12 protein-coding genes are annotated in these 13171 nt (G+C 67.5%); 6 read left to right on the plus strand and 6 right to left on the minus strand.

Annotation, left to right across the window (positions count from 1 at the left end):
- Positions 1-39 precede the first annotated feature (39 nt).
- The 5 genes from otnC to BLS50_RS27480 form a co-directional block, all read right to left on the minus strand.
- Positions 40-678 (minus strand): 3-oxo-tetronate 4-phosphate decarboxylase, encoded by a 639-nt coding sequence (otnC, locus tag BLS50_RS27460; RefSeq protein ID WP_074805623.1) that lies wholly within the window; start codon positions 676-678, stop codon positions 40-42.
- Positions 675-1976 (minus strand): 3-oxo-tetronate kinase, encoded by a 1302-nt coding sequence (gene otnK, locus BLS50_RS27465; RefSeq protein ID WP_074805626.1) that lies wholly within the window; start codon positions 1974-1976, stop codon positions 675-677. The genes otnC and otnK overlap by 4 nt, the downstream gene beginning before the upstream one ends.
- A gap of 19 nt (positions 1977-1995) precedes the next feature.
- Entirely contained in the window at positions 1996-2892 is an 897-nt protein-coding gene (gene ltnD / locus BLS50_RS27470; RefSeq protein ID WP_349292516.1) for an L-threonate dehydrogenase, read from the minus strand.
- Between the two features lie 52 nt (positions 2893-2944).
- Positions 2945-3649, minus strand: coding sequence for a FadR/GntR family transcriptional regulator (locus BLS50_RS27475; RefSeq protein WP_006480587.1), 705 nt, complete (start codon positions 3647-3649; stop codon positions 2945-2947).
- Positions 3650-3840: 191 nt separating this feature from the next.
- Positions 3841-4914, minus strand: a complete 1074-nt coding sequence (locus BLS50_RS27480; RefSeq protein WP_041489669.1) for a GlxA family transcriptional regulator — start codon at positions 4912-4914, stop codon at positions 3841-3843.
- A gap of 286 nt (positions 4915-5200) precedes the next feature.
- On the opposite strand from BLS50_RS27480, the gene BLS50_RS27485 reads away from it, so the two are divergent.
- The 6 genes from BLS50_RS27485 to BLS50_RS27510 are packed head-to-tail and all read left to right on the plus strand — an operon-like array spanning position 5201 to position 12252.
- On the plus strand, positions 5201-6586 hold the full coding sequence (locus BLS50_RS27485; protein WP_011694831.1) for an L-serine ammonia-lyase: 1386 nt from the start codon (positions 5201-5203) through the stop codon (positions 6584-6586).
- A 14-nt stretch (positions 6587-6600) separates the two neighbouring features.
- On the plus strand, positions 6601-7845 hold the full coding sequence (locus BLS50_RS27490) for a sarcosine oxidase subunit beta family protein (RefSeq protein WP_006480591.1): 1245 nt from the start codon (positions 6601-6603) through the stop codon (positions 7843-7845).
- Between the two features lie 25 nt (positions 7846-7870).
- Positions 7871-8185 carry a sarcosine oxidase subunit delta gene (locus tag BLS50_RS27495; protein ID WP_027808690.1) on the plus strand — a complete coding sequence of 105 codons (315 nt, stop codon included), beginning with the start codon at positions 7871-7873 and terminating at the stop codon, positions 8183-8185.
- Positions 8182-11193, plus strand: coding sequence for a sarcosine oxidase subunit alpha family protein (locus BLS50_RS27500; RefSeq protein WP_074805630.1), 3012 nt, complete (start codon positions 8182-8184; stop codon positions 11191-11193). The genes BLS50_RS27495 and BLS50_RS27500 overlap by 4 nt, the downstream gene beginning before the upstream one ends.
- A complete protein-coding gene (locus tag BLS50_RS27505; RefSeq protein ID WP_012339473.1) occupies positions 11183-11815 on the plus strand; it encodes a sarcosine oxidase subunit gamma in 633 nt (210 codons plus the stop codon). Before BLS50_RS27500 ends, BLS50_RS27505 begins: the two co-directional genes overlap by 11 nt.
- A complete protein-coding gene (locus BLS50_RS27510) occupies positions 11812-12252 on the plus strand; it encodes a dihydroneopterin aldolase (protein ID WP_012339474.1) in 441 nt (146 codons plus the stop codon). The genes BLS50_RS27505 and BLS50_RS27510 overlap by 4 nt, the downstream gene beginning before the upstream one ends.
- Before the next feature lie 100 nt (positions 12253-12352).
- Here BLS50_RS27510 and BLS50_RS27515 read toward each other — a convergent pair whose 3' ends face one another.
- Positions 12353-13039: a lytic transglycosylase domain-containing protein gene (locus BLS50_RS27515; RefSeq protein ID WP_074805633.1), complete on the minus strand. Its 687-nt coding sequence runs from the start codon at positions 13037-13039 to the stop codon at positions 12353-12355.
- Positions 13040-13171 lie beyond the last annotated feature (132 nt).

Consider the following 13171-nt stretch of genomic DNA (forward strand, 5'->3'; position numbering starts at 1 on the left):
AAATCGGTATGGACTACTGTGCGATCAGGGCACGACGCGTTACCAGCGCGCGCCGAAGGTCTGGCGCAGTTCGTCGAGTGCCGCGTCGGTCAGCGGTTCGGGCTTCGGCTGCGTCATCAGCCACAGGCGCGCCGTTTCCTCGAGCTCCTCGAGCGCATACGACGCGTGCGATACCGAAGGCCCCCACATCACGGGGCCGAGGCGATCGAGCAGCACGCCGCGCACCTGGTCGGCCAGCGCCGCGACTTCGGCCGCGACGGCTGGGTCGCCGGGGCGGCGATACCGGATCAGCGGGATGTGGCCGACCTTCATCACGTAGTACGGCGTGATCGGCGGCAGCACGTCGGTGTCGCGCCACACGCCGGCGAGCGTCAATGCGACGAGATGCGTCGAATGCGTGTGGACGACGCCGTTCGCCTCCGCGTTGCGCGCGTAGATGCCGCGATGCAGCGCGAGCGTCTTCGACGGCTTGCCGCCCGAGACGGGTTGGCCGTCGGTGCCGACCTTCGCGATGTCGTTCGGGTCGAGCCGGCCGAGGCAGGCGTCGGTCGGCGTGATCAGCCAGCCGTCATGCAGGCGCGCGCTGATGTTGCCGGCGCTGCCGACCGCATGGCCGCGCGCATACAGGCTCGCGCCGACCACGCAGATCTCTTCGCGCAGTTTCGCTTCGTCGCTCATCGTGCGGCTCCGTCCAGCGCGCGCAGCGCCTTGTCGAAAAAGTCCGTGGTGCCGAAGTTGCCGGATTTCAGCGCGAGGCCGAGCGGCTGCGCGTCGATGGTGGCCGTGGCCGGCACGCCCGGATCGATCTGCGCGCCGATCTGCAGCGACTTCACGTCGAGCGCCTGCACGACCGCGCCGGACGTCTCGCCGCCGGCGACGACGAACTTGCGCACGCCGAGTTCGCGCAGCCCGCGGGCGATCGCCGCGAGCGTGCTTTCGACGAGATGGCCGGCCGCGTCGACGCCGAGCGCCTGCTGCACGGCCTTCACTTCGTCGGGCGTGGCGGTCGCATAGATCAGCACGGGCTGGGGCAGGTGCGAGCGCGCAAACGCGAGCGCCTGATCGACGACGGGCTCGCCGCGCGAGGCCGCGAGCGGATCGATGCGGAAACTCGGACGCGTCGCGCGCCATGCGGCGACCTGCGCGTTGGTGGCTTTCGACGCGCTGCCGGCGAGCACGGCCGACAGGCCGTCGATGCGCGGCAGCGACGCCGCGTTGTCGCGCTCGGGCAACTGCTCCGCGCGGCGGAAATTCGCCGGCAGGCCGAGCGCGATGCCCGAGCCGCCGGTGACGAGCGGCAGGCCCGCGCACGCTTCGCCAAGCACGTACAGATCGTGGTCCGACAGCGCGTCGGCGATCGCGAAGCGGGCGCCTTCCGCGCGCAGCTGGTCGATCCGCGCGCGCACGGCGGCTGAGCCGAGCGCGATCGTGTCGTAGCGGATCAGGCCGACCGGCGACTTCGTCTGCCGTTGCAGCACGCGCACGAGGTTCGCGTCCTTCATCGGCGTGAGCGGATGATTTTCCATCCCCGATTCGTTCAGCAGCACGTCGCCGACGAACAGGTGGCCGCGGTAGATCGTGCGGCCATTTTCCGGGAACGCCGGGCACGCGATCGTGAAGTCGCCGCCGGCCGCATCGAGCAGCGCGTCGGCCACCGGCCCGATATTGCCCGCATCGGTCGAGTCGAAGGTCGAGCAGTATTTGAAGAAGAACTGCCGGCACCCTTGCGCGCGCAACCATGCGTACGCGGCGAGCGATTGCGCAACGGCGTCGGCGGCGGGGATCGTGCGCGACTTCAGCGCGACGACGATCGCGTCGGCGTCGACGATGGTATCGGCAGCGGCGCCGTCGGCGGGCACGCCGATCGTCTGCACGGTGCGCATGCCGCTCTTGACGAGCATGTTCGCGAGATCGGTCGCGCCGGTGAAATCGTCGGCGATGCAGCCGAGCAGGGGACGGGAAGCGGAAGCGGTCATGGCGGAAACGTCGTTCGAATCAGCGGGCGGGCGGCAGCGTGATGCCGGGGAAAGTCTTGATCACGGCGGAATCGTCCTCGCCGCCGTGGCCGGCGCTCGACGCGCTCATGAACATCTGGTGCGCGGTGGCGGACAGCGGCAGCGGGAACTTGCTGCGGCGCGCGGTATCGAGCACGAGGCCGAGATCCTTCACGAAGATGTCGACGGCCGATAGCGGCGTGTAGTCGCCGTTCAGGATGTGCGGCACGCGGTTCTCGAACATCCACGAATTGCCCGCGCTGTGCGTGATCACGTCGTACAGCGCATCGGCATCGACGCCTTCGCGCAGGCCGAGCGCCATCGCCTCTGCGGCCGCCGCGATATGCACGCCGGCCAGCAGCTGGTTGATGATCTTCACCTTCGAGCCGATGCCGTGCGCGTCGCCGAGGCGGTACACCTTGCCGGCGATCGCGGCGAGCACATCCTCGCAGCCGGCATACGCGGCGGCCGGGCCCGACGTCATCATCGTCATCTCGCCGGAGGCGGCGCGCGCGGCGCCGCCCGACACCGGCGCGTCGAGCATCTGCAGGCCGGCCGCTTCGATGCGTGCGCCGAGCGCGACCGCGAATTCGGGTGCGACGGTCGCGCTCGCGATCACGACACCGCCCGGCTGCATCGCCGCGACCGCGCCGTGTTCACCGAACAGCACCGTTTCCGTTTGCGCGGCATTGACGACGAGCGTGACGACGACGTCGCACTGCGCGCCGAGTTCGGCCGGCGTCGCGCACGCGATGCCGCCTTCGGCGGCGAACGCCTGCAGCACGGTGTCGCGCACGTCGCATGCGTGCACGCGCAGGCCGGCGCGCAGCAGCGAGCGTGCGACGCCGAGGCCCATCGCGCCGAGGCCGATGACTCCAACATTTCGTGACATGGTCAACCTTGATCGATTCGAGAGAGGTTCTGGACAACGGCGGCGGGCGCCGCCGGCTTCAGCAGATGCCGGCTTCCGCGAGACGGCGGGCGGCGTTGTACATGTGCGTGCGCGCCGCGTTGCGGGCGGCCATCGGGTCGCGTGCACGGATCGCGTCGGCGATCGCCGCGTGTTCCTCGCGCACCTGCCGCGAGAAATCCTCGCGCGTCGCTTCGTTGCTGCGCGTGACCTTCACGCCGGCTTCGAGGTACTGGTTCAGGAACTGCAGCGTCTTCAGGAAATACGGGTTGCCGGTGACGGCCGCGATCGTGCGGTGGAACGCGACGTCTTCCGCGACGCCGTCGCGCCCTTCGGCCACCGCTGCGTCGATCTTGCGCAGCGCGTCGTCGATGTCGGCCATGTCGTCGGCGGTGTGGTGCAGCGCGGCTTCGGCCGCGACTTCAGCCTCGATCGCGCGGCGCACCGCGAGCAGGTGCGGCAGCGAGCTCGCCTCTACGGCTTCCGCGTAGTCGATCCGCAGCGGCCGGATCGCACCGTGCTGGTTCACGAATACGCCGCTGCCCTGGCGCGGCTCGACCACGCCTTCGTTCTTCAGCCGCGAGATCGCCTCGCGGATCACGGTGCGGCTCACGCCGAATTCCTGCGCCAGCACGGCTTCGGTCGGCAGCTTGCCGGTGGCCGAGAAGCTGCCCACTTCGATCTGCTTGAGCAGTTGCTGCGCGACATGGTCGCTCATCGCGCGGGCGGGAATTTTCTCGAACATGATGCTCAGGTTTGTAAGGTGATGTGGTCATCATACAAATTTGAGCGAATGACAGCATCCGGGATAACCCTCGTTTACGGAAGTCAACGTCGGCTAAGTTTATTGGAACCGGTTCCAAAAGATTCGAAACCGATGCGAACGTGCGCCGTTCCTGCGATTGGCCAAGAAGGGGGGCGAGTGTCCCGGGGGCGTCAGTCGGCGATGTCCTCGACCGGGTCGGCCGACGCATCGAGCGCCGCATCGACTTCGGCCACGTCGCCGCCGCGCTCGCGATACGTCGCCGGCGGCACGCCGAACTGCTTGCGGAATTCGCGCCCGAGGTGCGACGCATCGGCGAATCCGCAGCTCGACGCGATATCGGCGACCGTGCGGTCCGAGCTCGTCAGCAGCCAGGCGGCCGTGCGCAACCGCACCTGTTTCGCGAAGGCCTGCGGGCTCTTGCCGGTTTCCGCCTTGAACAGCCGTTCGAGCTGCCGCGTCGACAGGTCGAGCTTGCACGCCAGTTCCTCGAGCGGCAGCGCACGCCCGACGTGCTGTTCCATCAGAAGAATCGCGCGCTTGACCTTCGGATGCGTCGCCGGTTCGAGGCCCGGCGGATGCGGCTGCGGCGCGTTGCCTTTCTGCATCTCGCCGACCAGCAGGATGCGCAGCGCCTTCTGCACGGTCGCATGATCGAAATGGCGCAGCAGGATCGCGGCGGCGACGTCGATCGACGCGCGGCCGCCCGAGCACGTGATCCGGCGCCGGTCGATCACGAACAGCCGATCGGCGATCAGCAGGTCGGGATCGGCCGACGGAAAGCGCTCGATGAAATCCCAGTAATGAAACCAGCTCACGCAGGTGCGGTAGCCGTCGAGTACGCCGGCGCGCATCAGCGTGAACACGCCGGTGCAGATGCCGACGACCGTCGCGCCGCCCGCCGCCGCGCGGCGGATGAAGTCGAGTGTTTCAGGGCCGGCCTGCGGCCCCGAATGCAGCAGCCCGCCGACCACCACCACATAGTCGAACGGCTCGGCCGCGTCGAACGTCTCCCACGGCGTGATCTGGATCCCGCAACTCGCGCGCACCGGCGCGAGCGTCTCGCCGATCACGCTCCATGCGCAGCGCACCGGCTTGCTGTAGTCGCCGTCGTCGGCCGACAGCCGCAGCATGTCGACGAAGCCGGAGAAGGCCGTCAGCGTGAAGTTCGGCAGCAGCACGATGCCGAAGCGGATGCGCCGCGGCGCGGGTTCTGCGAGGGGGGAAGCGGGTACGTCGGGGGTCATCGCGGCCAATCTCGTCACGCCGGGCAGGCGGTCTCACTCGTTTCACTCGGTTTGCGGGTTGCGGCGGCCGGAGGCGGCGCGGATGCAGCCAGCGTCGCCGATCGGCCGTGGCCGGACTTGTGGTTTTCCGTCGCGAACCATCGCCAAAACGCACTTTCGGGCCGGCCGGCGCGGCGCTTGGCGGCGCTATCCCACGCCGATGCCGTTTTTGTTCTATCGGCCGATTTTACGCTTTGATGTACTGGGGCCCAACGACATTTCACGCATGCAACCCAAAGGAAGCCAGATGAACGTCAGCGCGTTCGACCTGTTCAAGATCGGCATCGGCCCGTCCAGTTCGCATACGGTCGGCCCGATGATCGCCGCGTGCCGCTTCGCGTCGCACGTGGAGGACGCGAACCTGCTCGGCTTCGTGCGCCGCGTGCGGGTCGAGCTGTACGGCTCGCTCGGCGCGACCGGCAAGGGCCACGGCACCGACAAGGCGGTGCTGCTCGGCCTCGAGGGCCACCTGCCGGACACGATCGATCCGGACCTGATCGAGCCGCGGCTCGCCGCGATCCGCGCGGAGAAGTCGCTGTCGCTGCTCGGCAAGCAGACGGTGCGCTTCGACGAGAAGGAACACATCGGCTTCTATCGCAAGCTGATGAGCGGCACGAGCATCGTGCATCCGAACGGGATGCGCTTCCAGGCATTCGACGAACACGGCCAGCTGCTCGTCGAGAAAGAGTATTACTCCGTCGGCGGCGGCTTCGTCGTGAACCGCGACGGCGATCGCGTGAACGGCGTGCGCGCGGCGGTCGAGGTGCCGTATCCGTTCCGCACCGGCGACGACCTGATGCGCCAGTGCCGCGAACACGGGCTGTCGATCGCCGAACTGATGCTGCGCAACGAATGCGCGCTGCGCCCCGCCGACGAAGTGCGCGCCGGGCTGCTCGCGATCTGGCGCACGATGGCCGCCTGCGTCGAGCGCGGCTGCAAGGTCGAGGGCGACCTGCCGGGGCCGATGCGCGTGAAGCGCCGCGCGGCCGAGCTGAACGGCCGCCTGCGTTCGCGTTCGGAAGAGTCGCTGCGCGACCCGCTGTCGATGCTCGACTGGGTCAACCTGTATGCGATGGCCGTGAACGAAGAGAACGCGGCCGGCGGCCGGGTTGTCACCGCGCCCACCAACGGTGCGGCCGGCGTGATCCCCGCGGTGCTGCACTACTACGTGAAGTTCGTGCCGGGCTCGAACGAAGCCGGCATCGTCGAATTCCTGCTGACGGCCGCGGCGATCGGGATCATCTACAAGGAAACCGCGTCGATCTCCGGCGCGGAAGTCGGCTGCCAGGGCGAAGTGGGCGTCGCGTGCTCGATGGCCGCCGCCGCGCTCGCCGCCGTGATGGGCGGCACGCCGGACCAGGTCGAGAACGCGGCCGAGATCGGCATGGAGCACAACCTCGGGATGACCTGCGACCCGGTCGGCGGGCTCGTGCAGATCCCGTGCATCGAGCGCAACGCGATGGGCGCGATCAAGGCGCTGAACGCGTCGCGCATGGCGCTCAAGGGCAACGGCCAGCACTACGTGTCGCTCGATTCCGTGATCAAGACGATGCGCGAAACCGGCGCCGACATGAAGACGAAATACAAGGAAACGTCGCGCGGCGGTCTCGCCGTGAACGTCATCGAATGCTAACGAAGGATCCAAACATGAGCCGCTACTCGATATTCAGCCTGTTCCGCAACGGCCTCTCGTATCACGAGAACTGGGAAAAGCAGTGGAAGAGCCCGGAGCCGAAGAAGGAATACGACGTCGTGATCGTCGGCGGCGGCGGTCACGGCCTCGCGACCGCGTACTACCTCGCGAAGGAGCACGGGATCACGAACGTCGCGATCCTCGAGAAGGGCTGGATCGGCGGCGGCAACACCGCGCGCAACACGACGATCGTGCGCTCGAACTATCTGTGGGACGAATCGGCCGCGCTGTACGAGAAGGCGATGAAGCTGTGGGAAGGGCTGTCGCAGGATCTCAACTACAACGTGATGTTCAGCCAGCGCGGCGTGATGAACCTCGCGCACACGCTGCAGGACGTGCGTGACACCGAGCGTCGCGTGAACGCGAACCGGCTGAACGGTGTCGACGCGGAATTCCTGACGCCCGCGCAGATCAAGGAAATCGAGCCGACGATCAACCTGAACAGCCGCTATCCGGTGCTCGGCGCATCGATCCAGCGCCGTGCGGGCGTCGCGCGCCATGACGCGGTGGCCTGGGGCTTCGCACGCGGCGCGGACCGCGCCGGCGTCGACATCATCCAGAACTGCCAGGTGACGGGCATTCGCCGCGAAGGCGGCGCGGTGGTCGGCGTCGATACGGTGAAGGGCTTCATCAAGGCGAAGAAGGTCGCGGTGGTGGCCGCCGGCAACACGACCACGCTCGCCGACATGGCCGGCGTGCGTCTGCCGATCGAAAGCCATCCGCTGCAGGCGCTGGTGTCCGAGCCGATCAAGCCGGTGGTGAACTCCGTGATCATGTCGAACGCGGTGCACGCGTACATCAGCCAGTCCGACAAGGGCGACCTCGTGATCGGCGCCGGTATCGACCAGTACACGGGCTTCGGTCAGCGCGGCAGCTTCCACATCATCGAAAGCACGCTGCAGGCGATCGTCGAGATGTTCCCGGTGTTCTCGCGCGTGCGGATGAACCGCCAGTGGGGCGGCATCGTCGACGTGTCGCCGGACGCGTGCCCGATCATCACCAAGACCGACGTGAAGGGCCTGTATTTCAACTGCGGCTGGGGCACCGGCGGCTTCAAGGCGACGCCGGGCTCGGGCTGGGTGTTCGCGCACACGATCGCCCGCGACGAACCGCATCCGCTGAACGCGCCGTTCGCACTCGACCGCTTCTATACGGGTCACCTGATCGACGAGCACGGCGCCGCCGCCGTCGCGCACTAACCCAGTCACCATTGGAGAAAGAAACATGTTGCTGATCGAATGTCCGTGGTGCGGGCCGCGCGCCGAATCCGAGTTCACGTGCGGCGGTGAAGCCGACATCGTGCGCCCGGTGGCGAACGAGACCATGACCGACCGCGAATGGGGCGAATACGTGTTCATGCGCGAGAACAAGCGCGGGCTGCACAAGGAGCAATGGCTGCACACGCAGGGTTGCCGCCGCTGGTTCAAGGTGACGCGCGACACGGTCACCTACGATATCAAGGGCTACGAAAAGTTCGGCGGGGCTGCCAACCAGGGCGCCGCTGCCGGCAACGCACACGAAGAGGGCACGAGCAAATGAGCCAGAAAGACCGCCTCGGCACCGGTGGCCGCATCAATCGCGCGATTCCGCTGACGTTCACGTTCAACGGCCGCACGTACCAGGGCTTCCAGGGCGACACGCTCGCGTCCGCGCTGCTCGCGAACGGCGTGCATTTCGTCGCGCGCAGCTTCAAGTACCACCGTCCGCGCGGGATCGTGACGGCGGACGTGGCGGAACCGAATGCCGTCGTGCAGCTCGAAACCGGCCCGTATACGGTGCCGAACGCGCGCGCGACCGAGATCGAGCTGTACCAGGGGCTCGTCGCGACGAGCGTGAATGCCGAGCCGACGCTCGAGAACGACAAGTACGCGATCAACCAGAAGCTCTCGCGCTTCATGCCGGCCGGGTTCTACTACAAGACCTTCATGTGGCCGCGCAACATGTGGCCGAAGTACGAAGAGAAGATCCGTGAAGCGGCCGGCCTCGGCAAGGCGCCGGAAGTGCTCGACGCCGATCGCTACGACAAGTGCTACGCGCACTGCGACGTGCTCGTGGTCGGCGGTGGCCCGTCGGGCCTCGCCGCCGCGCATGCGGCAGCGACGGCCGGCGCGCGCGTGATCCTCGTCGACGACCAGCGCGAACTCGGCGGCAGCCTGCTGTCGTGCCGCGCGGAGATCGACGCGAAGCCCGCGTTGCAGTGGGTCGAGAAGATCGAAGCCGAACTGCGCAAGCTGCCCGACGTGACGATCCTGTCGCGCAGCACCGCGTTCGGCTACCAGGACCACAACCTCGTGACGGTCACGCAGCGCCTGACCGATCACCTGCCGGTGTCGATGCGCAAGGGCACGCGCGAGTTGCTGTGGAAGGTCCGCGCGAAGCGCGTGATCCTCGCGACCGGCGCGCACGAGCGGCCGATCGTGTTCGGCAACAACGACCTGCCGGGCGTGATGCTGGCGGGCGCGGTGTCCACCTACGTGCATCGCTTCGGCGTGCTGCCGGGCCGCAACGTGGTCGTGTTCACGAACAACGATCGTGCATACCAGACCGCGCTCGACCTGAAGGCGTGCGGCGCGAAGGTGACGGTCGTCGATTCGCGCGCATCGTCGAACGGCGCGCTGCCGGCCGCTGCGAAGCGGCAGGGCGTGACGGTGATGAGCGGTGCGGTCGTCACGGCCGCTTCGGGCAAGTGGCGCGTATCGTCGGTCGACGTCGCGTCCTACTCGAACGGCCAGACCGGCGGCAAGCTGCAGACGCTGCCGTGCGACCTCGTCGCGATGTCGGGCGGCTTCAGCCCGGTGCTGCACCTGTTCGCGCAGTCGGGCGGCAAGGCGTGCTGGAACGACGAGAAGGCGTGTTTCCTGCCGGGCAAGCCGGTGCAGGCGGAAGCGAGCATCGGTGCGGCGGCCGGCGAATTCGGGCTCGCCCGTGCGCTGCGGCTCGCGGTCGATGCGGGCGTGGAAGCAGCGAAGGCCGCGGGCTTCACGGCCGCGCAGCGTCCGGCCGCACCGCAAGTAGCCGAAGCCGTCGAAGGTGCGCTACAGCCATTGTGGCTCGTCGGCAGCCGCGAGGCGGCCGCGCGCGGGCCGAAGCAGTTCGTCGACTTCCAGAACGACGTCGCGGCGGCCGACATCCTGCTCGCCGCGCGTGAAGGCTTCGAGTCGGTCGAGCACGTGAAGCGCTACACGGCGATGGGCTTCGGCACCGATCAAGGCAAGCTCGGCAACATCAACGGGATGGCGATCCTCGCGGGCGCGCTCGGCAAGACGATTCCGGAAACGGGCACGACGACGTTCCGCCCGAACTACACGCCCGTGTCGTTCGGCACGTTCGCGGGCCGCGAGACCGGCGATTTCCTCGACCCGATCCGCAAGACGGCCGTCCACGAATGGCACGTCGAGCACGGCGCGATGTTCGAGGACGTCGGCAACTGGAAGCGCCCGTGGTACTTCCCGAAGAACGGCGAGGATCTGCATGCTGCCGTGAAGCGCGAATGCCTCGCGGTGCGCAACGGCGTCGGCATTCTCGACGCGTCGACGCTCGGCAAGATCGACATCCAGGGGCCGGACGCGGTGAAGCTGCTGAACTGGATGTACACGAACCCGTGGAACAAGCTCGAAATCGGCAAGTGCCGCTACGGGCTGATGCTCGACGAAAACGGGATGGTGTTCGACGACGGCGTGACCGTGCGCCTCGCCGACCAGCATTTCATGATGACGACCACCACCGGCGGCGCGGCGCGCGTGTTGACGTGGCTCGAGCGCTGGCTGCAGACCGAATGGCCCGACATGAAGGTGCGGCTCGCGTCCGTCACCGATCACTGGGCGACGTTCGCGGTGGTCGGCCCGAAGAGCCGCAAGGTCGTGCAGAAGGTGTGCCAGGACATCGACTTCGGCAATGAAGCGTTCCCGTTCATGAGCTACCGCAACGGCACCGTCGCCGGTGCGAAGGCGCGGGTGATGCGGATCAGCTTCTCGGGCGAGCTGGCCTATGAAGTGAACGTGCCGGCGAACGCGGGCCGCGCGGTGTGGGAAGCGCTGATGGCGGCCGGTGCCGAATTCGATATCACGCCGTACGGCACCGAGACGATGCACGTGCTGCGCGCGGAGAAGGGCTACATCATCGTCGGCCAGGATACCGACGGCTCGATCACGCCGTTCGATCTCGGAATGGGCGGCGTCGTCGCGAAGTCGAAGGACTTCCTCGGCAAGCGTTCGCTGTCGCGTTCGGATACCGCGAAGGAAGGCCGCAAGCAGTTCGTCGGCCTGCTGACCGAAGACGAACAGTTCGTGCTGCCGGAAGGCGCGCAGATCATCGCGAAGGACACGCAGGTGTCGGCGGTCGATCCGACGCCGATGATCGGCCACGTGACGTCGAGCTACTACAGCCCGATCCTGAAGCGCTCGATCGCGCTGGCGGTGGTGAAGGGCGGCCTGAACAAGATGGGCGAGAGCGTCGTGATTCCGCTGGCCAACGGCCGCCGCATCACCGCGAAGATCTCGAGCCCGGTTTTCTACGATACCGAAGGGGTGCGTCAGCATGTGGAATGAAACGAGAAACCAGACGCAGGTGGCGGGTGCGGGCGGCGTGACGCTTGAATCGCCGTTCGTCGGCGCGGCCGACGTGCTGAAGGCGCACCAGGCGCGTGCGTCGAAGAAGTTCACGCTGCGCGAGCGGCCGTTCCTCGATCTCGTCAACGTGCGCGGCGAGTTGAGCGATCCGGCATTCGTCGCCGCGTTCGAGCGCGTGGTCGGCTGCTTGCCGCCCGCGGCGCCGAACACGGTGGCGCGCGGCGCCGAATACGACGTGCTGTGGCTCGGCCCCGACGAATGGCTCGTGCGATCGAACGGGCCGGTCCAGGCCGGCGTGCTCGAAGCGAAGCTGGCCGAGGCCGTGCAGGGCTCGTATGCGGCGGCTGTCGACGTCGGCAGCGGCTACACGGTGGTCGAGATCAGCGGCGAACGCGTGCGGGACGTGATCGCGCGCGGCTGCCCGCTCGATCTGCATCCGCGCGTGTTCAAGCCGGGCCAGTGCGCGCAGTCGCACTACTTCAAGTCGCCGATCACGCTGATTCCGACCGGCGACGACACGTTCGAGATCGTCCTGCGTCGCAGCTTCGCCGACTATTTCGTGCGCATCATGCTCGACGCCGCGGCGCCGCTCGTCTCATGAAGCCGTTCGACGAACCGTTCGTGGCGATCGACGCGCCGCGCCTGCGCGGGCGCGGCTGGAGCGTGTTCGTCGACGAACTGAAGGTGCCCGCGCGGATCGGCATTCATGCGCACGAGCATGAAGCGCCGCAGCCGGTCGTGATCGACGCGCGGCTCGGCTATCGCTGCGAGCCGAGCGAGCAGGGCGAGTGGATCGACTACGACGGGTACTGCGCACGCGTGGCGTCGTTTCTGGCGCACAAGCCGCATACGCGGCTGCTGGAAACGCTCGTTGCCGATCTCGCGGTGCTGTCGTTCCGCGAATGGCCGGCGCTGGAATCGCTGACGCTGTCGATGTACAAGCCGAAGATCCGGCCCGGGACGAAGCGCGTCGGCGTGTCGCTCGACTGGACGCGCGGGGATTACCTGCGGTGGACGGGGGCGGCGGGGCAGCTTTGATCAGAGGGGGCCGGATCAAGGCACGAGGGAGGTGATCCGGCGATTCCATGGGGCGGCGGCGCGAATGCGTCGCCGTACTCGTTTACGTTCCTGCATGCACTTACTTCGTGTTGCGGTTCGCGGCCGGCGCCGGTGACGGATCGCTGACCGGCACCATGTGCGCCTTCGCGTTGTTCGCGTCGTTCGCGGTATTCGCGCTTTTCGCGTCGTCCTCGGGTTCGAGCACGAACCGGAACGAATCGACCCGCTGCATCACTTTCGCCGCATACGCACTCGATCCGCCGCTGTAGCTCTTCAACCCTGCCTGCACGTTTCCGCCGGCCGCCTTCACGTAGCCCGACAGAATGCGCGAGCCGACTTCGACGTTCGCATTCGGCTCCGTCAGATCCTTCACGTTGCGCAGCATGCCGCGGTGCGCGGACGGCACGACCTGCATCAACCCGGTCGCGCCATGCTGGCCGCGCGCCTTTTCCTGGAAGCGCGATTCGATCGAAATAATCGCGTAAACGAGTGCCGGCGGCAGCGAATATTTCGTCGCAGTGACGCTCACGATATCGGCGAGCTTCGCGGCGCGTTCCTTCGCGACGCCGAATTTCTTCGTCAGGTAGGACGTGATGCGGCGGTTTGCTTCGTTGGGCTGATCGTTGGCGAGCGGTGCGGATGCGTCGCCTGGCGCGGATGCGGCTGCTTCGGGCGCAGAGGCAGGCAAGGCGGGCGTCTGCTGCGCCGCGGCGTGCTGCGCAATGCCGAGCGAAAGCACGATCAGCCAGAAGAACCGTCGTCGCATGGTGGAGTGTGGGGAAATGGGAGGCGCATAGTATATCGACCAATCGCGGCGGGTGGTCGAGGGCGGGTTCGAATGAAAGCGACGTGTAGGCTTGTCACGTTCGCGATGATCGACGCGCCGATCGTTGCGCGG

Origin of the sequence: Burkholderia orbicola, from assembly GCF_900100915.1 — a bacterium.
In the GTDB taxonomy this organism is placed as follows: domain Bacteria; phylum Pseudomonadota; class Gammaproteobacteria; order Burkholderiales; family Burkholderiaceae; genus Burkholderia; species Burkholderia orbicola.